This window comes from Brevibacillus sp. SKDU10, assembly GCF_001645205.1.
GTDB classification, from domain to species: domain Bacteria; phylum Bacillota; class Bacilli; order Brevibacillales; family Brevibacillaceae; genus Brevibacillus_B; species Brevibacillus_B halotolerans.
In genome coordinates this window covers 78,136-99,375 of record NZ_LSSO01000155.1, presented here as the reverse complement: position 1 = coordinate 99,375, position 21,240 = coordinate 78,136, and the positions used below count along the sequence as shown (strand labels likewise).

At 41.8% G+C, this 21,240-nt stretch carries 14 protein-coding genes and 2 riboswitches; of the genes, 10 read left to right on the top strand and 4 right to left on the bottom strand.

What is annotated here, in order from left to right; translation table 11 throughout:
- Nucleotides 1–7: 7 nt before the first annotated feature.
- Together AYJ08_RS12300 and AYJ08_RS12295 are read right to left on the bottom strand one after the other, a co-directional pair.
- Nucleotides 8–1,213, bottom strand: a complete 1,206-nt coding sequence (locus AYJ08_RS12300) for a YqhG family protein (protein ID WP_064017973.1) — start codon at nt 1,211–1,213, stop codon at nt 8–10.
- A gap of 71 nt (nt 1,214–1,284) precedes the next feature.
- A complete protein-coding gene (locus tag AYJ08_RS12295; RefSeq protein WP_064017972.1) occupies nt 1,285–2,988 on the bottom strand; it encodes a DEAD/DEAH box helicase in 1,704 nt (567 codons plus the stop codon).
- 227 nt (nt 2,989–3,215) lie between these two features.
- Nucleotides 3,216–3,313, top strand: a riboswitch (glycine riboswitch).
- A gap of 4 nt (nt 3,314–3,317) precedes the next feature.
- A riboswitch (glycine riboswitch) is annotated at nt 3,318–3,400 on the top strand.
- Between the two features lie 171 nt (nt 3,401–3,571).
- On the opposite strand from AYJ08_RS12295, the gene gcvT reads away from it, so the two are divergent.
- The 5 genes from gcvT to AYJ08_RS12270 all read left to right on the top strand — a co-directional run bounded on the left by gcvT (nt 3,572) and on the right by AYJ08_RS12270 (nt 10,594).
- Nucleotides 3,572–4,675: a glycine cleavage system aminomethyltransferase GcvT gene (gene gcvT / locus AYJ08_RS12290; RefSeq protein ID WP_064018004.1), complete on the top strand. Its 1,104-nt coding sequence runs from the start codon at nt 3,572–3,574 to the stop codon at nt 4,673–4,675.
- A 36-nt stretch (nt 4,676–4,711) separates the two neighbouring features.
- Nucleotides 4,712–6,067 (top strand): aminomethyl-transferring glycine dehydrogenase subunit GcvPA, encoded by a 1,356-nt coding sequence (gene gcvPA / locus AYJ08_RS12285; protein WP_064017971.1) that lies wholly within the window; start codon nt 4,712–4,714, stop codon nt 6,065–6,067.
- The gene (gene gcvPB, locus AYJ08_RS12280; protein ID WP_064017970.1) at nt 6,060–7,526 is read left to right on the top strand and encodes an aminomethyl-transferring glycine dehydrogenase subunit GcvPB; all 1,467 of its coding nucleotides are present in this window, start codon (nt 6,060–6,062) and stop codon (nt 7,524–7,526) included. Before gcvPA ends, gcvPB begins: the two co-directional genes overlap by 8 nt.
- 325 nt (nt 7,527–7,851) lie before the next feature.
- Entirely contained in the window at nt 7,852–9,561 is a 1,710-nt protein-coding gene (locus tag AYJ08_RS12275) for a methyl-accepting chemotaxis protein (RefSeq protein WP_064017969.1), read from the top strand.
- Between the two features lie 202 nt (nt 9,562–9,763).
- Entirely contained in the window at nt 9,764–10,594 is an 831-nt protein-coding gene (locus tag AYJ08_RS12270; RefSeq protein WP_197490650.1) for a lipoate--protein ligase family protein, read from the top strand.
- A 205-nt stretch (nt 10,595–10,799) separates the two neighbouring features.
- Here the strand turns inward: AYJ08_RS12270 and dat are convergent, their stop codons facing one another.
- Nucleotides 10,800–11,657, bottom strand: a complete 858-nt coding sequence (dat, locus tag AYJ08_RS12265) for a D-amino-acid transaminase (RefSeq protein ID WP_064017967.1) — start codon at nt 11,655–11,657, stop codon at nt 10,800–10,802.
- A gap of 189 nt (nt 11,658–11,846) precedes the next feature.
- On the opposite strand from dat, the gene AYJ08_RS12260 reads away from it, so the two are divergent.
- The 5 genes from AYJ08_RS12260 (at nt 11,847) to AYJ08_RS12240 (ending at nt 19,507) form a co-directional block, all read left to right on the top strand.
- On the top strand, nt 11,847–14,441 hold the full coding sequence (locus AYJ08_RS12260; protein WP_064017966.1) for an adenosylcobalamin-dependent ribonucleoside-diphosphate reductase: 2,595 nt from the start codon (nt 11,847–11,849) through the stop codon (nt 14,439–14,441).
- A gap of 391 nt (nt 14,442–14,832) precedes the next feature.
- The gene (locus AYJ08_RS12255; RefSeq protein ID WP_064017965.1) at nt 14,833–16,098 is read left to right on the top strand and encodes a lipase family alpha/beta hydrolase; all 1,266 of its coding nucleotides are present in this window, start codon (nt 14,833–14,835) and stop codon (nt 16,096–16,098) included.
- Between the two features lie 312 nt (nt 16,099–16,410).
- The gene (locus tag AYJ08_RS12250) at nt 16,411–17,457 is read left to right on the top strand and encodes a FecCD family ABC transporter permease (protein WP_064017964.1); all 1,047 of its coding nucleotides are present in this window, start codon (nt 16,411–16,413) and stop codon (nt 17,455–17,457) included.
- Nucleotides 17,454–18,473, top strand: a complete 1,020-nt coding sequence (locus AYJ08_RS12245; RefSeq protein WP_064017963.1) for a FecCD family ABC transporter permease — start codon at nt 17,454–17,456, stop codon at nt 18,471–18,473. The genes AYJ08_RS12250 and AYJ08_RS12245 overlap by 4 nt, the downstream gene beginning before the upstream one ends.
- Before the next feature lie 74 nt (nt 18,474–18,547).
- Nucleotides 18,548–19,507, top strand: a complete 960-nt coding sequence (locus AYJ08_RS12240; RefSeq protein WP_064017962.1) for an ABC transporter substrate-binding protein — start codon at nt 18,548–18,550, stop codon at nt 19,505–19,507.
- A gap of 351 nt (nt 19,508–19,858) precedes the next feature.
- Here the strand turns inward: AYJ08_RS12240 and AYJ08_RS12235 are convergent, their stop codons facing one another.
- Nucleotides 19,859–21,208, bottom strand: coding sequence for a Na+/H+ antiporter NhaC family protein (locus AYJ08_RS12235; protein WP_064017961.1), 1,350 nt, complete (start codon nt 21,206–21,208; stop codon nt 19,859–19,861).
- Nucleotides 21,209–21,240 lie beyond the last annotated feature (32 nt).

Here is a 21,240-nt window from a genome sequence, read left to right as displayed (position 1 = left end):
GCACCGATTAGATTGGTGGCAAATTAAATAAATAAAACAGGCCACCATTAATAAGCTTTACGTCGACACGCGGTTCATATTGCCAGCGTAATTCGCTCATACGTCGCTGTTTTTCCTCCTCGATACTACTTGCTTTCCATTCCTCTTGTTCGATTTGCTCCTTTGGTGTTTGTTGTATGGCATTTATTCGTAGAAAATCAAGAATACGTCCACCCTTTTGTAAATGATCCTCCATCGTTGTAGGGGATTGCGAGAGTGTGACAGGGATCGATTCGTCAGCGATAGGTGTCGGACGTTTCACCGAGAGCAAATGCCCCAATGGAGAAGGGGAATCCGTGTGAAGAACCGGAGTTTCGCTTGTTTCATCTTGTATACTCTTACCGATTTGACTCTTTGCATGTGGAGAAGGGGTTATAACGGAAGCATGTGAGGCCTCTTCTAAATCGTCTTCTCCATTAGCTTCTTCTTTAGGAGTTGTTTTTGAAGCCTTAGCCTGCTCACGCTCTTGTTCTAGTGCCGCGTGCTTGTAATATTCCTCTAAGATATCTAACTCCTCCTGAAGACGGAGGCGAGCTTGGTCAGCCCAGGAATGATCTTGATTATCCAAAAAATGGTACACTTCACTTTTAGCCATCTCAATAGCTTGGGGAATGTCCAAACGGCGATCCAAAGTATAAAAATAATCAGGTATAGCCGGAGTAAGCTGTAACCGCTTGAGAAACGGGTAAAAATCCTGAACCACTCGCGCTTGATGTAGATTTACCCCGAGAGAAAGAAGGAAATCGCGTTTTTTGTCACAGATAAAAGAAACTTTTATATTTAAATGGAGCCAAGGAGTTAGCGCTGTCGATCTTCGTGTCGACATACTTGCTTTTTGCAAGATACCCTTTGGAGTTTCGTACATACAAACAAAACGTCCGTGCTTATAGGTAGATTCAAAGATTTGCTGAAGCCGTTTTGAACCAAAATGAATATGCTCAGCCCGCAGCTCCTTTGGAATCTCAGTCTGAGGAAAAAAAAGAGTGAGGTGGAGTGGCTGAGGAGCGATGTTCATTTTCTCCACCCAAGACCAGTAAAATGGGCGATTCCCGATATCCTTATCTACATCCTCTGGTAATTTTACAGTGACATAGTCTGGATGGTTCTCAACCACGTGTGACTGAAAGGCTGCAAAATACTTTTCTACGAATTCCCGTACTTCCGTCTGTTGCATGAGGGGGAACTTCCTTTCTCGATAAGTGATGAAGGTGTGAGAATTTCCTGAACCACCGGTTGCAAAGGTGCTTATGATTGCGGAAGGGATTGTGGGTGTTTATGCAGCTCTTTATTTTGGCGTAGAGAGCGAAGCACACTGCCCATATTATCCATCTTTAACGCCATTTCTTTATTGGAGCGGGAATCCATAATGATTTCTACAAGACTTTGCTCCAAGGATTTTGTTAAAGCAAGACGTTCTACTATATCATCTAGCTCGCCAATAACCATTTCAAATAGATCAATTTTTTCATACAGCAGGCGAAGAATATGTTCTTCGATCGTATCGGTGGTGGATAAGTTATAGATAAACACATCCTTTTTTTGACCGAGTCGATGAACACGTCCGATTCTCTGTTCAATGCGCATTGGATTCCAGGGCATGTCATAATTGATGACGTGATTGCAAAATTGCAGGTTGATACCTTCGCCGCCAGCTTCAGTAGCAATGAGTACCTGTGCCCGGTTTTGAAACAAATCCGTCATCCAATCCTTTTTACTACGCTTAAAGCCTCCCCGAAAAGGTACCGATGTAATACCGTTTTCGCTTAAATATTTTTGTAAATAGTTTTGCGTAGCACGATATTCGGTAAAGATGATCACCTTGTCATTGATTTGTTTTAATAGCTCTACGGTTTTTGTCGCTTTGGAATGCGTCTTAATTTGCTTGATCATATCGACTAAACGCATGATTTCCGCCCGTTTCGGAGAATCCTCTGGAGCTTTTTGATGCATATGATATAACGTCATAAAGGCAGCTTCACGACTCGAGCATACCTCTCGTTGCAAGGTTAATAAAGCTAGAGCATTGACCTTTCCTGTCTCCTGCTGATATCTTTCCTTAACGAATTGAGTAACGCCATCATAAAGCGCACGCTCCTCGGCAGATAACTCAACCGGGATAGATTGAACACGGCGCGAAGTAAAATGAACTCCTCCGTCACTGCGGCGATTGCGGATCATGATTTTTTTGATTTCCTGTTGCAATTTACCGCTGTTCTTAGCTTGGCGTTTGCCATCTACATAGGTGGATGAGAAGGACTGCGTATGCCCTAAATGTCCAGGACGAAGTAAATTGATCAGATTATAGAGCTCATCCATCTCATTTTGAATAGGAGTTGCAGTCAGCAGCAGACAATATTTTTTCTTAATTTCTTTCACGAACTGATAATTTTTCGTCCGTTTATTTTTTAGCTTGTGTGCCTCATCAATGATTAACATATCATAATCAATATCAAGCACATGCCGACGGTGAGGGTCCCGTTTAGCAGTATCAATGGAGGCCACAACCACATCATATTGGCGCCACATGTACTCCTTCTTTTGTGGCATGGCTGGGATGCTGAATTTTTGATTAAGCTCCTTGGTCCATTGTATGACAAGTGAAGCGGGTACAAGGATCAGAATTTTTTTGGCTAATCCGCGTACCATGTACTCTTTCATTATGAGTCCAGCTTCAATCGTTTTACCTAGCCCTACTTCATCGGCCAATATAGCCCGACCCCTCATCTGATTCAGAACACGATTAGCCGTATCGATTTGATGAGGGAAGGGTTCTACATAAGGGAGGTACTTTAAACATTGAAGCTGATCAAAATCAGTTACTGCCAATGCCTCCTCTGCCTGTAATGCGAGCTGAAACAACTCCCATTTATTCCAAGGCCCATCCTGCTGAATTAATTCTTCCAAAGGGGCAACCCAGCTCGTATCGAAAGAAAGTGAGAAATTCGTCATAAATGGTATCTCCCTTCTTACCATCTTAAAATAACAATGTAAATCTATTTAAAAAACGAACATTTTAACGATGTAAGCGTTTTAATGTTAATGAATAATTGCTGTTTTGCAAATTTCTGTTTTCTTCTTTCCAAAGTCATGTTAGGATAAAGGAGACAGACAGGAAGACACGTTATAGTATGCGTTTCTTTCATAGATTTTATGTACAATAACCCTTCTTTTGCGAATGAAGGTAGTAGGGAGAGACTGCGAGTATCATCTGTGCAGCGCCGAAGGAGCAAACCAGGAATGGTGAATCTCTCAGGCAAAAGAACCTCTACTGGACGCACCTCTGGAGAGAGCTTTTTTCATAGAAGCCACCAAAGGGGAAACCTGCTTAACAGTAGGGTAACTCTCAGGTACCGGGACAGAGAGCTTGGAGAGCGGGCGCTTTATTTGCGTTGGCTGTTACAGGTTCGCTGTCTTTTTTGTGCTATCAAAAATGATAATGATGCAAAAAAGATAGTAAAAGAGCAACAAGACTCTGCCGGCGCCAAGTTTCGTTTAGGTGAAAAACAAAGAGATGAAGAAAGCGAGTGGTTACATGTCAGAGCTGAAGCAAACGCCATTGTATCCGATCTATGCTACACACGGGGCCAAAACCATTGATTTTGGCGGCTGGGACCTTCCCGTTCAATTTAGCAGCATCACGCAAGAACACGAAGCGGTTCGTACAAAAGCAGGCCTATTTGATGTATCCCACATGGGTGAAGTGGAAGTAAAAGGGGAAGGCGCCCTGTATTATTTACAACGCTTGACTACGAACGATGTATCTAAACTAGAGGACGGTCAGGCTCAATATGCAGCGATGTGTTATCCAGATGGTGGTACTGTTGATGACTTAATCATTTATAAAAAACGAGATCATGATTACTTGCTAGTAATTAACGCTGGCAATATTGATAAGGATTTTGCCTGGATGCAGGAAAATCTAACAGAAAATGTCACTGTTACAAATATCTCATCCCAAATAGCACAGCTTGCGATTCAAGGTCCGCTTGCTGAAACCATTCTACAGAAAATGACGGATGTGAACCTCAAGGAGATCGGGTTCTTCCAATTTAAAGAAAACGTTTCCATTGATGGGATTACTGCGTTAGTATCGCGTAGTGGTTATACGGGAGAGGATGGCTTTGAACTGTACGTGGATCAAGCAGATGCCATTGAGCTATGGGGAAAATTATTGGTAAATGGCAAAGAGGATGGCTTGGTTCCATGCGGATTAGGTGCACGTGATACTTTGCGCTTTGAAGCTAAGCTACCATTATACGGTCAAGAGCTATCCCAGAACATTACTCCAATCGAAGCGGGTATTGGTTTTGCAGTTAAAGTAGATAAAGATGTGCCTAGTATCGGACATGAAGTGTTGCTGGAGCAAAAAACGAACGGAGCTTTGCGCAAGTTAGTTGGATTAGAAATGATTGATCGTGGTATTCCTCGCACACATTATCCAGTATTTGTTGGCGATGAACAGATTGGAGAGGTTACTACTGGGACACAATCGCCTACTTTGAAAAAGAATGTAGGGCTGGCGTTGATTCAAACTGCTCATGCTGCTATCGACAATGAGGTGGAAGTAGAGATACGTGGAAAACGCTTGCGTGCTAAAATTATCGCCACTCCATTTTATAAACGACCTAAAAAGTAAGGAATTCGAGAAGTTAAATCAGAGGGGGAACCATCCGTGACATATCGTTATCTACCAACAACGGAGCAAGATAAGAAAGAGATGCTGGAATTTCTGGGTGTTTCCAGCGTGGATGAATTGTTTTCCGATATACCTGAAGAAGTACGTTTTCCGAGAGAATTAGCAATAGACGAAGCGCTATCTGAGCCAGATCTAGTAAAATTCATGGGCGGATTAGCTTCGAAAAATGCTAACTTTACAACTCATGTAAACTTTTTAGGAGCTGGGGTGTACCAGCATTATACGCCAAGCACCGTTAACCATATGTTATTGCGTGGTGAGTTTTTTACCGCTTATACTCCGTATCAACCCGAAATCAGCCAAGGGGAGCTACAGGCGATCTTTGAGTTTCAAACAATGGTTTGTGAACTCACAGGCATGGAGGTAGCCAATTCCTCAATGTATGACGGGTATACCTCGATGGCGGAAGCAGCAATGATGGCCGCTGGTCATAAAGGGAAGCCGCGTGTAATTGTCTCCAAGACAGTTCATCCAGAAACACGCGCGGTCCTTGCAACCTATGCATATGGTCAACAAGTAGAGGTAGTTGAAGTAGACTTCACTGAGGAGGGTGTCACTAATTTATCGCAGCTACAGGCTGCTTTAGAGGTGGAAACAGCCGCCGTATTGGTTCAATACCCTAACTTTTTGGGTAGTGTAGAGGATTTACGTGCAATTGAACAGCTTACTCATGAAAAAGGGGCTCTTCTCATTGTCTCCTCCAATCCAGTTGCACTTGGTTTATTAGAAGCACCAGGAAAATTAGGAGCAGACATCGTGGTCGGCGATATGCAACCGTTCGGAATTCCAGTGTCCTTCGGAGGTCCGCACTGCGGATATTTTGCTACAACTTCCAAATTAATGCGGAAAATGCCGGGCCGTATTGTGGGTCAGACCAAGGATGAGGATGGCAAACGTGGTTTTGTACTCACCCTTCAAGCACGTGAGCAGCATATTCGTCGCGAAAAAGCGACTTCTAATATATGTTCCAATCAAGCCTTGCTAGCGCTGGCTTCTTCGATCGCGTTAACTGCACTTGGCAAACAGGGAGTGCAGGAAATGTCACAAATGAACCTGCATAAAGCACATTATGCGAACCAGGTTCTGGGCCAGCTAGACGGTGTAGAAAATGTATTTACAGCTCCATTTTTTAATGAATTTGTTATCAAGCTGCCAGTAGCTGTAGCTGATGTGAATCGTAGCTTGCTGCAAAAGGGCATCATTGGCGGTTATGATCTGGGACTCGCTTATCCAGAGCTTGCCAACCATATGCTGATCGCCGTGACAGAGCTGAGAACCAAAGCAGAAATTGATCAGTTGGCAAAAGAATTGGAGGCGATCCTACATGCGTAACGATAAACAAAAAGAGATCATTTTTGAAATGAGCAAGCCAGGACGTGTAGCTTATAGCTTACCAAAAAATGATGTTCCTGAAGCTGAGATCTCCTCTTATTTTCCAGAGCATTTGATCAGAAGAACGCCAGCAGAATTGCCAGAAGTCTCCGAGTTGCAATTAGTGCGCCACTATACCGAACTATCGCGTCGGAATCATGGTATTGACAATGGATTCTATCCATTAGGCTCTTGCACGATGAAGTACAATCCAAAAATTAATGAAGATATTGCTCGTTATGCTGGATTTGCTCAGGTGCATCCTTATCAACCGGAGGAATCGGTACAAGGTTCACTGGAATTATTATATAATCTACAAAATGAGCTGGCTGAAATCACAGGCATGGACGCCGTTACCTTACAACCTGCGGCAGGTGCAGCAGGAGAATGGACAGGGTTGCTATTGATTCGGGCTTATCATGAAAGTCGGGGAGAAAAGCGTACGAAGGTCATTGTGCCAAACTCTGCACATGGTACAAATCCTGCATCTGCAACGATTGCGGGATTGGAAACAATCACAATTCCATCCGATGAGCGTGGACTTGTTGATATTGAAGCTTTGCGTCAGGTAGTAGGGCCAGATACAGCAGCCTTGATGCTCACGAATCCAAATACTTTAGGTCTATTCGAAGAAAATATTGTGGAAATGGCTCAGATCGTACATGAAGCAGGTGGAAAACTGTACTATGACGGAGCGAATGCAAACGCCATTTTAGGAATTGCTCGCCCGGGCGATATGGGCTTTGATGTTGTGCATTTGAATTTGCATAAAACCTTCACAGGTCCTCACGGTGGCGGTGGTCCAGGAGCAGGCCCGGTTGGCGTAAAAGAAGATTTGATTCCATTTCTGCCAAAGCCAATGGTGAAGAAGACTGATGAAGGCACTTTTACACTCGATTACAATATCCCAGCTTCTATTGGCCGAGTAAAAGGTTTTTATGGAAACTTTGGCATTTTGGTTCGCGCTTACAGCTATATACGCACGATGGGACCAGATGGCTTGCTGCAGGTGTCTCAAAACGCTGTGTTAAACGCTAACTATATGATGCGTAAGTTAGCTACTGCATTTGAGTTACCTTTTGATCGAGTGTGTAAGCATGAATTTGTTCTCTCTGGCGTTCGTCAGAAGAAATTAGGGGTACGTACGCTTGATATGGCTAAGCGTTTACTAGATTTCGGCTATCATCCACCTACAATCTACTTCCCATTGATTGTGGATGAATGCTTAATGATTGAACCAACTGAGACAGAAAGCAAGGAAACGCTTGATGAATTCATCGAGGTGCTCCTGCAGATTGCCAAAGAATGCGAAGAAAATCCAGAATTGGTTCAGGAAGCACCTCATACAACAGTAGTAAGACGACTTGACGAAGCAACAGCAGCAAGAAAACCAATCTTGCGCTACCAGCCTGAAGCTTAAAGATTTATATGTTGGAATCAAACATCCCGTGTCCTCTAATAGGTTACACGGGATGTTTTTGTATAAGCTCCTAATTAATGAGTAGGAGCTTTTTGTAGGTATATGCTGGTTTACGTGTAAATAAAAGCGACATTTTTAAAAGCAATATTTTTGATGCGAAAGTGCTGATTCTCCCCCATTTGCTGTGGGAAAATCGGCTGTTTTTGGTGTCGAGATATCCGGGAATTCAAAAATAGTTCTCAAATTTGTAACATATTTATCATTTATTTTGATACTTTCGTCCGATATAAAAGTGTATAGGAATGACTGGAGGGAATCATACCGAATGAAAGTATTTAATATTTGTAAGAAAATTAGCCTAGTGACCAATATTCGTATCCTTGTTGCGATTGGTTTACTGTTCAGCTTGATTATGAGTGGGCTAGGAATGTATTTTATGAAAGATATTAATGATTCATCTACGTTAATTAATCGAGATGTCGTAGATCCATTAGTGAAAGCCAATAATTTACGTTCAGACTTTTATAAGCTAAGATTTGCTGTTCTGCAAACAATAAGTGAGTATGATGCAAAAAATTATGACGAGATTGATAAGCTGTACAATACTGTTTTAGCTTCGGAAGCTGATTACTTTACGAATCGGGAAGAATATGAGTTTGACCGAGAAAAGAAGACGCAGATCGATCAATTATTGCGTGGCTATCTTGAAAATTGGGTGACGATTCGCGATACGTATTTAAAGGCAAACAACCCAGTCCCGCAAGATGTTAAGCAGACCTTTGCCGATTATGCGATTAAGTTGGATAAAAATGTAAATGACCTCATTCTTTACTTAACAACAAATGGAGACAAGCTAGACTCAGATGCAACAGAAAAATATGAGAACGCCTGGAACTACTATGCTATTTTAATGGGATCTGTTATTTTTATCGTTGTTTTGGTATCATATATTCTTTCTACATCCATTAATAATTCTGCTACAGAAATGATTCAGTACTGTGAAGAATTTGGAAAAGGGAATCTTACCATTAAGATTGAGGAAGCTGACAATACGGAGTTTGGTAAAATGAGAGGGGCATTGGCGAATGCCGTCGTAAATACCTCAGCAATGATTGAGACTGTACAACGAAAATCAGATGATTTAACAAAGGCTTCACTTAATTTAAGTGCTATATCGGAGCAGTTAAGTGCGGCGTTTGAAACCGTCTCACAATCTGTCCATGAAACCTCTACAGGGGTGGGAGAACAAACCAGAGACCTAGTAGCGATCGCTGAGACCATGGCTGAATTCGGCGAACAGCTAACGGAAATTGTCCAATCTATTCAAGTAGTCGATGGATTAACTCGTGATATTCAAGACGTAGCACGCGAAAGCGACATACATATGAATAAAGCAGCTCAATCTGTGGAGCATACCAATGAAGTCTTCTTAGGACTAATTAGAAATATCACTAAAGTAAATGAGAATGTAAACAAGATTGATGAAATTACAGGTTTAATTAATACGATAGCGGATCAGACTAATTTACTAGCCTTAAATGCAGCAATTGAATCGGCACGTGCTGGTGAACATGGAAAGGGCTTTGCAGTAGTAGCAAATGAGGTGAGAAAGCTAGCAGAACAATCTCGCATTTTCTCCCAACGCATTAGTGACCAGATTGGTACGATTTCTAAGGATTCCGAGCATATGTTGCAAACAGCAGATGACATGCAGACGGAAATGTATACGCAGAAAAACGATATTGCTAATGCATTACATTCCTTTGCCAGCATTACAAAAGCTGTAGAAGATATCGGACCGAAAATTCATCATCTAAGTCAAAGCGCCGGCCATATCCTTCAAGAAAAAGAAACCATTTCTGCAAGAGTAGAAAATAGTACGGCCGTTGCGGAAGAAATATTTGCGAAAACAGAAGAGATTGCCAGCACTTCTGAACAAACAACAGCTTCCTCACAGGAAGTGGCCACGACAGCAGAAGTTATGTCAGAAATGACCAATGATATGCAGACTGTAATGAACAATTTTAAAGTATAAATGTAATCAAGAAATATAGAGTGAGACAGGCGCTCGACAGTTGGCGCTTGTCTCTTACTCTATAGAAGCCTTACAATGAGGAGTGTACGATGTCTAAGCAGCGTTGTTTGCGACAGATATAGAGTGCGAGCAGTCCTCATTAACAAGATTGCTCCCAGCCGCTTGATTGGACGTAGATATATGGGAGGTATTTAGCATGGAAATGGAAAAATGGCGTTATGTGGTGACTCCGCCTATGTCACCTGAAATGAATATGGCAATTGACGAAGCCATTTTAACTTTGCACAGCCAAGGAAAAGTACCGCCTACCGTTCGTTTTTATACATGGAACCCGGCAACTCTCTCCATCGGTTATTTTCAAAAAATGGAAAAAGAGATCAATATTGATGAAGTGAAGCGCCTTGGACTTGGATTGGTTCGACGCCCGACAGGAGGGCGAGCAGTCCTTCATGATGCTGAGCTTACCTATAGTGTGATTGTATCTGAAGACCATCCGCAGATGCCAAAAAGCGTCACAGAAGCTTATAAGGTGATTTCCATGGGCTTATTACATGGATTTCAGAAGCTAGGGTTAAAAGCGGAGATGGTGTCGCTTGCTACAGAGGAGGAGAAGGCAAAATACGATTCTCCAGGCTCGTCTGCATGCTTTGATTCCCCTTCCTGGTATGAATTAGTGGTAGAAGGAAAAAAAGTAGCAGGCAGCGCACAAACACGTCAGAAGGGCGTTATCCTACAGCATGGCTCCATCTTGTTGGATATGGATGTTGATCTGCTATTTTCTCTGTTAACCTTCCCGAGTGAACGTGTCAAGGAACGGATGATGAATAGCTTTAAACAAAAAGCCGTTACGATAAACGAAGTAAGTTCAAAACCTATTTCTTTAGAAGAAGCGATTGAAGCTTTTTATCAAGGGTTTGCCGAGGGCCTGGGCATTGAGCTTGTCCCGATGGATTTGACAGCCGAAGAGCAGCAATTGGCAAAAGAATTAGCGGAAAATCGTTATAGTACGGATGAATGGAATTTCCGCCGATAGAAGCACCTGAAGCCACTTTTCTTGAACTATGGTCAAACACAATGAAGCTTTGGAGAAAATAAACATAAGCGGAAGCAAAAAAATACTGTAGGCGTAAGAAAAAGCCGTTCCCTCAGACATCAACGAGGAGAACGGCTTTTTTACTAGAAAAATACCTTCGCTTATAGAAGAGGACTCTTTTAAAAAAAGATGTACACCCTGTCTTTTACTTCGTGATGCTATTACTGTCAATAGCGATGTGCTCTTCAAAGGCTTTTTGTAAACGTTGAACGATCGTACCCGCTTTACCATTTCCTACAGGCGTACCTTGAAGCTCAATTATGGGAGTTATTTCGCTAGTAGTACCAGTGATGAATAATTCATCGGCCAATTGAGCAAAATTCACAGAAAATGCTTCTTCTACAACCGGGATGCCCAGATTTTTGGCTAATTGAATAACAGTTTGCCGCGTAATCCCGTGCAAAATTAGGTTAGTAGCTGGATGGGTATGTATTTTGCCATCTTTCACAGCAAATAGATTTGCTGAAGTAGCTTCCGTAATGGTTCCATTTCGGTGAAGAATGGCTTCGTCCACTCCTTGCTCTGTCGCTTGCTGTTTAGCCCAAGTGGCACCGAGCAGATTAAGACTTTTAATATCACAACGCAACCAACGAATGTCATCGACAAGTCCAGCCCTTAAACCATTTTGCATCTGTTGAATCGGGCGTAATTTAGTGACAGCATACATCGTTAAAATAGGGCGGGTATTTGACGGGAATGTAAATTGTCGCTCTGACACTCCACGAGTAATTTGCATGTAAAGGATTGCATCTTCAGAAAATTGCAATGAATACTGTCTAAGGACTTTATGAGCAATTTCGGTTAATTCTGTGCGAGTGGGGATCGTTAGAGAAAGCTCCTTTGCACTGCGTTCCAAGCGAAGCATGTGCTCGTCCCACTGATAGAAGCGACCATTATAGATACGCACAACCTCATAAATTCCGTCCCCAAACTGATAGCCTCGATCCTCTGGAAAAATAGCAGGCTCATCTGGTTTATACCAAGCTCCATCTACATAATACATGAAAGTTCCTCCCAAGGGAATAGGATGATAGTAACACAATATCTAGTGATAAATGTCGAAAAAAATTCTTATATAGTCAATATATTGATTTGTGGACGGGCGTATGGTATCGTTAAAACCGTCTTACATAAAGATAACAAAATGATCTGAGAGGGTCAATTTGAAATAAATTTTGGAGGGGAAAAGACCGTGGGTTTAGTAGAATATAAGCCATTGGAAGGGCTAAGTGAAAAGATCTTTTTGGACCGCTATGCAATGAAAGATCTGGATTACATAAATACAAAGGTTGGAGATACCGTTCTTGTATTAACCAAGGATGACCCGAAATTTCCGCAAAAAGAAGTGGGTGAAATTGTTGCCCTGGAGGGAAATCAAGTATCCATTCTACTAAGAAACGGAGATACCATTACCACAACGGTAGAAAAAACTACCCGTCCAATTGAAGTAACGCCGGAAGCAATGTGGGATCGCTTGGCTCGCGCAATTGCTTCTGTAGAGAAAACAGAAGAAAAACAAGCAGAATGGACTAGCAAATTTCGTGAATTGCTAGACGATTGGAAATTAGTTCCAGGCGGCCGCATTGCAGCAGGTGCAGGAGCAAGCGAAGAATTAACCCTCTTTAACTGCTATGTAATTCCGTCACCGCATGATTCACGAGGTGGCATTATGGATACTCTGACACAAATGACAGAGATCATGTCACGTGGAGGCGGTGTAGGTATTAACTTATCCAGCCTCCGTCCTCGGCGTGCGTTGGTACGTGGAGTCAATGGTTCCTCAAGTGGCTCAGTATCCTGGGGCGGGTTGTTTAGCTATACCACAGGTCTAATTGAGCAGGGGGGATCACGCCGCGGTGCTCTTATGCTAATGATGAATGATTGGCATCCAGACCTTATGGAATTCATTACGGTAAAACAAACAATGGGTCTTGTTACAAATGCCAATCTGTCGGTTTGTATCTCCAATAGCTTCATGAAAGCTGTAAAAGAGGACTTAGACTGGGAGCTCGTGTTTCCAGATGTAAATGATCCGGACTATGATGCATTGTGGGACGGAAACATGAAAAAATGGCGCGAGGAGCTAGGCAAACCCGTCAAATTGGTTAAGACCGTCCGTGCCCGGGAGATTTGGCATACCATCATTGAATCTGCATGGAAATCGGCTGAGCCTGGTGTTGTATTTACAGAGTATTATAATGACATGTCTAATAGCTGGTATTTTAACCCAATTATTTGTACGAATCCGTGCGGGGAGCAAGGACTTCCAGCTTGGGGCGTATGTAATTTATCCTCGTTAAATCTATCTAAATTTGTTCTGGATAATGAGGTAGACTGGACAAGCCTAGGTGAAGCTGTTCGTTATTCGATCCGTTTCTTGGATAACGTAATTGACGCCACTCCTTATCATTTTGAAGAGAACAGAGAAAATCAGCAGTCAGAGCGTCGTGTGGGATTAGGAACCATGGGGCTTGCCGAAATGATGATTAAATTAGGGATTCGTTATGGCAGTCCTACGTCTTTAGATTTTTTGGACAAGCTCTATAACTTTATCGCCCGCGAAGCATACTTGGCATCTGCTGATATTGCAAAGGAAAAAGGCAGTTTTCCTAAATTTGATGCAGAAAAATATCTCATGAGCGGCTTTATGAAACAGTTTGATGAAGAAGTACGAGAAGCAATACGTGAAAAAGGAGTTCGCAACGTAACCTTATTAACACAGGCGCCAACGGGGTCTACTGGAACGATGGTAGGTACATCTACAGGGATTGAGCCGTATTATGCATTCGAATACTTCCGTCAAAGTCGCCTTGGCTTTGATAAACAGTACGTGCCGATCGCTCAGGAATGGATGGATGCCCATCCGGGTCAAGACCTGCCAGAGTTTTTTGTTTGTGCGATGGACTTAGCCGCTGAAGATCATGTACGTGTTCAAGCCGCAATTCAAAAATGGGTGGACTCTTCCATTTCGAAGACAGCTAACGCTCCACACGATTTCACAGTAGAAGATACAAAGAATTTGTATGAGCTGGCTTTTGACTTGGGTTGCAAAGGGGTAACAATCTATCGAGATGGCAGCCGTGATGTACAGGTATTGTCTACGGAGAAAAAGGAAGAGAAGGTAGGAGCAAGCAACGATCAAGCATCAGCAAACGAACTAGAGGACTCAGAGCCAAAAACAAGCCAGGAAGCTGCATCTGCTGGTCAGGCTCAGGGTGTGAAGAGCGAAAGGGATGGAGCTACAGAACGTGCTTATAATAAACGTCCGAAACGTTTAAGTGGTGCTACCTATAAAATGAACACACCACTTGGAAAAGCGTATATTACGATCAACGATGTAGATCATGCTCCGTTTGAAGTGATTGTGAATGTAGGAAAAGCCGGAAGCGATGTGTTTGCAATGTCAGAGGCTTTAGGGCGTGTATCCACCTTATTCCTACGTTTTGGAGAGTTACCAGATGGCAACAAGGCCCGGTTGTTAATTAAACATTTAAAAGGGATTGGCGGCTCAGGAGCAGTTGGTTTTGGAGCAAACCGTGTGGAATCCATCCCAGATGCTGTAGCAAAAGCGTTAGAAATGCATCTTGACGGGGAAGACGAGCATCAGGCAGTAGCAGCTACTAGCAGCTATTCAATCACCTCAGCTCCAGACAAGGGAGAGGCGCATCACGACGTATACGGCGATGCTGATCACAAAGACTTCTGCCCATCGTGCGGCTCTGCGACATTATTGCATGCAGAAGGATGTAAGACATGCACAACTTGCGGATTTTCCAAGTGCTCGTAATGTCATAGACAGCAGTGCAGTGATCATGATTCATCAAGCATAAGATTTGCTTTCGATCAAACGGCTCTATTCGCAGCTTTTGCGGCAGAGCCGTTTTTTCATTTCTAATGATTTGCATCAGGAGCTTTGTTTACTAGAGTATTTACATAGTTTACTAGTTCATCAAATTGCACCCATTGATAAAAATAATCCAAATTATTTTTATTGTAAAATATTGTAAAAATTAATAAGATAATATATGTTAGTAATAGATGGTATTTTGTAGGAAAAAGTTTGCAGATGAAAGGAGGTTCTAGGTGGTAGCTGTCTTGTTCTAGGTGTTTTGTTTTCCTATTATGTTTTGCACGGGTGTATCATCATTCAAATCCAAATTGATAGGAGGAGAAGGAATATGAAAAAAGCGATGTTGCTCTTGGTTATTTCATTGATGACGTATGCCTGTTTTGGATTTTTACCTGCTGTTAAGGCGGAGGAATTTTCAGAAAATAATAACAAAGAACCGATCATCCTAGTAAATGGGTTTCTAGGCTGGGGAAGAGAAGAGGTACTTGGTTTTAAGTATTGGGGTGGATTTCATGACATACAGGAAAAACTAAAAACAGATGGCTACCAAGTATTTACCTCGGCTGTAGGGCCTGTTTCAAGTAACTGGGATCGTGCTTGTGAGTTGTATGCTCAAATAAATGGGGGAACAGTGGATTATGGAGCGGCTCATGCCGAGGAACATGGACATGCCCGTTTTGGACGTACGTATGAAGGATTTAATGTGAATTGGGATGAGGACAATAAAGTGCATCTAGTCGGTCACAGTATGGGGGGCCAGACAAGCCGTACTCTTGTCCAATTATTAAAAGAAGGTAGTCGTGAGGAGCAGGAATATAAAAATCAGCATCCTGAAGTAGAATTGTCTCCTTTGTTTGAAGGCGGGAAATCATTTGTTCGGAGTGTTACAACACTTGCTAGTCCTCACAATGGGACAACCCTTGCTGATGGTGTAGGAACGTTTATTCCATTTGCTAAGGATCTTCTTGTTGCTACTGCCTTTTTTCTGCATAGTGCAGACTACACGGTGTATGACTTTAAACTGGATCAATGGGGGATTAAGAAAAAGAAGGGCGAATCGTTTGTTAGCTATTCAAAGCGTGTATGGAATAGCCCCATTTGGAGTGATACCAAAGATACCTGCCAATGGGATCTTAGTACAGATGGGGCCCAGGAATTGAATAGCTGGGTAAAAACTCAACCAGATGTCTATTATTTTTCTTATAGCGCCAGCGCAACAAAGCCAGGAATATTGACAGGAGTGCATATCCCCATCCTATCAATGAATAAAGCATTATTGGGAAATGCGCTCTTTATGGGATCATATTTGCGAAACGATCAAAATCGCCCGATTATTGATGAATCATGGTGGGAAAATGATGGGGTTATTAATACAAATTCTATGATCGGTCCAGAAACAGATGAAATTGTTCCATACAGACAGAAAGCGCAAATCGGAAAATGGAACTATTTGGGTAAAAAAGCAGGCTGGGATCATCTCGATTTAATTGGATTAAGTATATCTGATTCACTTGGCTTCTCGGATATTACGATGTTTTATAGGGACATTGCTAAGCTGGTAACAAAATTACCGGATAATGAGGTCGATTATTGAAGGCGTTTTCATTTTGTGTAAGTCAAATGGAATAGATCATTTGCTTTTCAAGAGGATTGTTTTTTAAACATTCCTCTATTTTTATTTTCTCAGTGATTCTATAAACAATCATCAATCTAGGTCAAAGGTACAATCATTTGAATAGCTTCTCAGTGACAAATCTCAATTGATAGATTTATTAACAATAAACACACTTGACATATAGGTTATATTTGCTAAAATAAGTACTGGCCAACAGGTGATAATGATTATCAATATCGTGTTTTTAATGCTTTTTGCAATTTTTTATTGTACATAAAGGTGGTTATACTGATGTCAGAAGAAGGAGCGGCTCATTCTTTATCCAGAGCAGTAGATAAAGCACCGCGTTTTATGGTTGCAAGTATGATGCTCACGATTGGTGTTTTCCTGCTAGTGCTCGGATTTTTACTGTCTATTTCATATGGTGCCGCAGACGTCGGGTTCCGAGAAGTATGGGATATGATCTTTTTTTTCAACTCTGATTCACCTGCACATCTACTCATATACGAGTTGCGAATGCCAAGAGCATTAAGTGGAATTTTTGTCGGCGCTTGCCTTGCGGTATCTGGATCAATTATGCAGGGAATCACTCGTAATCCATTAGCAACTCCTTCCATTATGGGTCTGTCACAAGGATCAGGTCTGGCGATTGCGATCGCTATGATTCTCTTCCCAGCCATTAATTATTTTGAAATGGTTATTTTTTCTTTTAGTGGAGCTGCGGTTGGGGTCATGGTTGTTTACGCTATCAGTGCGCTGTCACCGGGAGGGATGTCACCAGTTAAGCTTGTTTTGGCTGGTACAGCGGTAAGCACTCTCTTTGGTGCTCTATCAACTGGACTAGCGATTTATTTTAAAATCGCTCAGGATATGAGCTTTTTTGCAGCGGGCGGTTTAACAATGGTGCGATGGGATGCGATTGGCATGATTTTGCCAGTTAGTGTCGTTTGCCTTCTATTGTCGATCATGCTGTCACGCTATGTAACGGTTCTTAGTTTTGGTGAAGACGTAGCTATTGGACTTGGGCAACGAACCATGTTGATTAAGACATGCTGCACGATAATCGTATTGTTCATGACAGGGGCAGCCGTATCTGTTGCGGGGGGAGTTGGGTTTGTAGGATTGATTATTCCCCATATCATGCGTTCGATTGTTGGTGTTGATTATCGGTTGATCATACCTTGTTCGGCAGTATTTGGTGGTGTACTTGTTACCTTTGCAGATATTGCAGCAAGATGGTTCAACTCGCCATATGAAACACCAATCGGTACTGTTACAGCTGTTATTGGTGTACCGTTCTTCCTTTATATGGCTCGTAGGGAAGGAAGGAGTTTATGATGCAATCAATTTTATACAAACGCGCGCCTCTCATCATGGGATTGCTTGTTGCTATGATTGTTACCGTAATCTTAATTAGCTTAAATTCAGGTTCAATTCCTATTTCACCATTGGAAGTATGGGAGACGTTGCTAAATGGTGGAACGCGTCAGCAAGAAACGGTACTTTTTCAGTTTCGCATGCCACGTTTGGTCATTGCTTTGCTCATTGGTAGTGGACTTGCGGTTTCTGGTGTAATTTTACAGGGTTTATCTCGAAATGCATTGGCAGACCCGGGTATCCTGGGGATTAACGCAGGAGCTGGATTGGCTGTAGTGCTATTCATGTATTTTGCATTTGAAACAAAGGATATTAAGAATGTTCTGCCTGTTATGATGATTCCGTTAGTTGCCTTAATTGGAGCCGGTGTAACCTCATTGCTTATCTTTATGCTTGCTTGGAAGCGAGGGATTACCCCAATTCGCTTAATTCTTGTAGGGATAGCAGTGTCGGCTGGAATCGGTGCGATAAATACTGTTGTGTCACTAAAGCTTGCATTTGCAAATTTCATGTATGCTACAGTCTGGCTTGCAGGCAGCCTGTGGGGAACCAGTTGGACCTTTGTTATTGCCATACTTCCATGGATTCTCATTCTTGTTCCGTATGCGATATGGAAAGCTCGATATCTGAATGTACTTAATCTAGGCGATGAATTAGCAACTGGTGTTGGAATGAGAGTAGAAGGAGAGCGTGGAAAATTAATTTTTGTGAGTGCCGGACTTGCTGGAGCTTGCGTTGCGGCTGGTGGAGGTATTGGGTTTATCGGACTGGTTGCACCACATATCGCCCGCAAACTGGTTGGACCGAAGCATCAATTTCTCATCCCTACTGCTACGCTTGTCGGGGCATTACTGCTATTGTTGGCCGATTTAGTAGCACGTAATATACTAACGCGTACAGAAGTTCCAGTTGGTATCGTAATCTCTGTTCTTGGGGCACCTTATTTCATCTATCTTTTGATGAAAACGAAAACCTAACAAACTATGGGGTTTTTTGTAGTAACTCGTAGGGCACATCTATTGTGCTAATAGATAAAAAAGGAGATCAATCTATGAAACGTTTTATGAATGTAATGATTATTTTTGTACTATTGTTTGTTTTTGCAGGCTGCAGTCAGAAGGAATCGGCTTCAGTAGCAAGTAATCAGGAAGGAGCATCCCAACAAGCAGGGGACACTGAGTTTAAAACGGTAAAAACCTCCCGCGGAGAAGTGAAAATTCCTGTACATCCAAAACGTGTTGTTGACCTTGCTTATGCAACCGAAGAATTATTAATTATGGGGATCAAGCCTGTGATGTCTACTTCAGGACCTGATTTACCGGATTATTTAAAAGGAAAGCTTGACGGAGTAGCGTTAGTTGAAACTAGTTCAGTTAAAGTAGAAGACGTAATGGCCTTGCAACCGGATTTGATTCTTACAAGCAACCGCACTGAAAAGCTTTACGATCAGCTTACGCAAATTGCACCAACCGTTCAGCTTGAAGGAGACTTTTACACTTGGCGTGAAAGATTCCCGGAAATGGCAAGTATTTTAGGCAAAGAAAAGGAAATGAACGAATGGCTTGCTCAATATGATGCAAAAGCGAAACAAATTGGGGATGAAATTAAAAAGCAATCGAAGGATGCAACATTTGCTCTATATGTTACAAACGCTTCCCAATATCGTATCTATGGTAAGGCGCTTTTAGGAGACGTTTTATTTACTGATTTAGGTTTGCCTATGGCAGAAGGAGCTCCGAAAGAAAAGCTTGTAGAAATCGTATCGCTTGAAAACCTGTATAAGTTTAATCCAGACTATATTTTCTTAGGATTATACGGTAGCAATCTTGCTGTTGCACAGAAAAAGCTGGATGATATGCAGAAATCAGAGCTTTGGGGTAAGCTAAAAGCGGTTAAAAATGGACATGTTTATATGCTAGATAACCCTACATGGTCTCTTGGAACCTTCCCGCTTGGAAAAGAGAAAGCGATTGAAATGGTCCGTGATCTTGTTTTAAAAAAAAAGAACTAAAGAGTTTATTTCATTCAATGAAGCACGATAAAAATACGTGCGTAGAAAGTAAAGCTACCTTTCCTTTATGGAAGGTAGCTTTTTACGTTTCACTATGAAAGAACTGTTGTGAGAACAACAAGAATAAAGGAGGATAGTGACTCAAAAAAATATTGGTCTTGTTTAAGCGTAGATACATGAACGATTAGAGTGACAGCTAAGGATAAAAAATGATCAATAGAAAAGCAGTAGGTTAATACCTACCGCTTTTTTCATTCTACGTATTTCGTTTTCCTGACATTTATTATAGCGATATTCTGAAGTAAGTAGCATAACTCGTGTGAATTGCTAGTGATGCAAGGAGAATAACCACTAGGATGTCTTATATAGGGCTTCTTCTTTTTCATTCAGAGGTTTTATGATACTAGCTTTTTTGGCATTCGATGAAAAACGTGGAAAGTTAATCACGATTGACACGATGCCGCAAACAGCAACTAGCAGTGGATAAAAAGCAAATGGCAATAGTTCGATTGGTGAAAGCGAAGCAAATCCTGCTGCCGTTAACATTTGGGCTCCGTAAGGAATGATCCCTTGTACGCTGCACGAAAATAAATCTAGTAAGCTTGCAGATTTTCTTGGATCGATTTCATATTGATCTGAAATATTTTTAGCAAGCGGACCTGCGAAAATAATAGCGATTGTATTGTTAGCTGTACACATATTTGTCAGGCTCACAAGACCAGCAATACCAAATTCTGCGCCTTTTTTTGATCGAATATTACGCGTCAATACATGTAATAGATATTGAATCCCGCCATTATGTTGAATAATCTCAATCATTCCGCCAATGAGCATGGTTAGCAATACAAGCTCCATCATTCCACTAATCCCTAGCGTCACATTTTTGAAGAAAGTGGCAAGTGTGTAGCTTCCATCTAACATTCCGATGACACCTGATAAAACAGTTCCTCCCATTAGAACCACAAGTACATTCCAGCCTAGCAAGGCCGCAAGCAGCACTCCTGCATAAGGTAACACTTTGACCCAATTGAAGGTTCCAACTGTAATATTTGTATGACTTCCTAATGTAAGCACGATTAATAGGATGCATGTTAAAATGGCGGCTGGTAATACAATTAAAAAGTTGGTTTTGAATTTATCTTTCATTTCTGTTCCTTGCGTGCGTACCGCGGCAATTGTCGTATCAGAAATAAATGATAAATTATCTCCGAACATAGCTCCTCCGACAACAGTAGCCATTGTGAATGCAACAGAGATATCAGTTTGTTGGCTGATTCCTACGGCAATTGGAGCTAATGCAGCAATAGTGCCCATGGATGTCCCCATTGCGAGTGAAATAAATGATCCGATTACAAATAAACCAACAACTAGAAGACCCTGAGGCAAAACGGAAAGGGCTAGGTTTACGGTAGCTTCAACACTGCCCATTCCTTTAGCTGTTTGAGAAAACGCACCAGCTAACACAAAGATTAATAACATAATAACGATATTTGGATTGCCTGCTCCTTTAGCAAATCGTTCTACCTTTGTGGTAAAGCTATCTTTTCGGTTCATTACTAATGCAACCGTACTCGCGATCAAAATAGCAACAATGATTGGCAGCTGATAAAAATCTCCAGTAATAATTCCAGAGCCAATAAATAGTGCTAAAAATATACCAAGCGGCAATAAAGCCAACGCACTTCCTTTTGTCTGATTCATCAATAACACCCTCTCTATTTCTAAACTTTTTC

Coding starts and splice junctions, on each gene's coding strand:
- AYJ08_RS12295 (WP_064017972.1), bottom strand. CDS start 2,988: ATGACGAATTTCTCACTTTCTTTCGATACGAGCTGGGTTGCCCCTTTG.
- AYJ08_RS12250 (WP_064017964.1), top strand. CDS start 16,411: ATGTCAGAAGAAGGAGCGGCTCATTCTTTATCCAGAGCAGTAGATAAA.
- dat (WP_064017967.1), bottom strand. CDS start 11,657: ATGTATTATGTAGATGGAGCTTGGTATAAACCAGATGAGCCTGCTATT.
- AYJ08_RS12270 (WP_197490650.1), top strand. CDS start 9,764: ATGGAAAAATGGCGTTATGTGGTGACTCCGCCTATGTCACCTGAAATG.
- AYJ08_RS12300 (WP_064017973.1), bottom strand. CDS start 1,213: ATGCAACAGACGGAAGTACGGGAATTCGTAGAAAAGTATTTTGCAGCC.
- AYJ08_RS12240 (WP_064017962.1), top strand. CDS start 18,548: ATGAAACGTTTTATGAATGTAATGATTATTTTTGTACTATTGTTTGTT.
- AYJ08_RS12235 (WP_064017961.1), bottom strand. CDS start 21,208: ATGAATCAGACAAAAGGAAGTGCGTTGGCTTTATTGCCGCTTGGTATA.
- AYJ08_RS12245 (WP_064017963.1), top strand. CDS start 17,454: ATGATGCAATCAATTTTATACAAACGCGCGCCTCTCATCATGGGATTG.
- gcvPB (WP_064017970.1), top strand. CDS start 6,060: ATGCGTAACGATAAACAAAAAGAGATCATTTTTGAAATGAGCAAGCCA.
- AYJ08_RS12275 (WP_064017969.1), top strand. CDS start 7,852: ATGAAAGTATTTAATATTTGTAAGAAAATTAGCCTAGTGACCAATATT.
- AYJ08_RS12255 (WP_064017965.1), top strand. CDS start 14,833: ATGAAAAAAGCGATGTTGCTCTTGGTTATTTCATTGATGACGTATGCC.
- gcvT (WP_064018004.1), top strand. CDS start 3,572: ATGTCAGAGCTGAAGCAAACGCCATTGTATCCGATCTATGCTACACAC.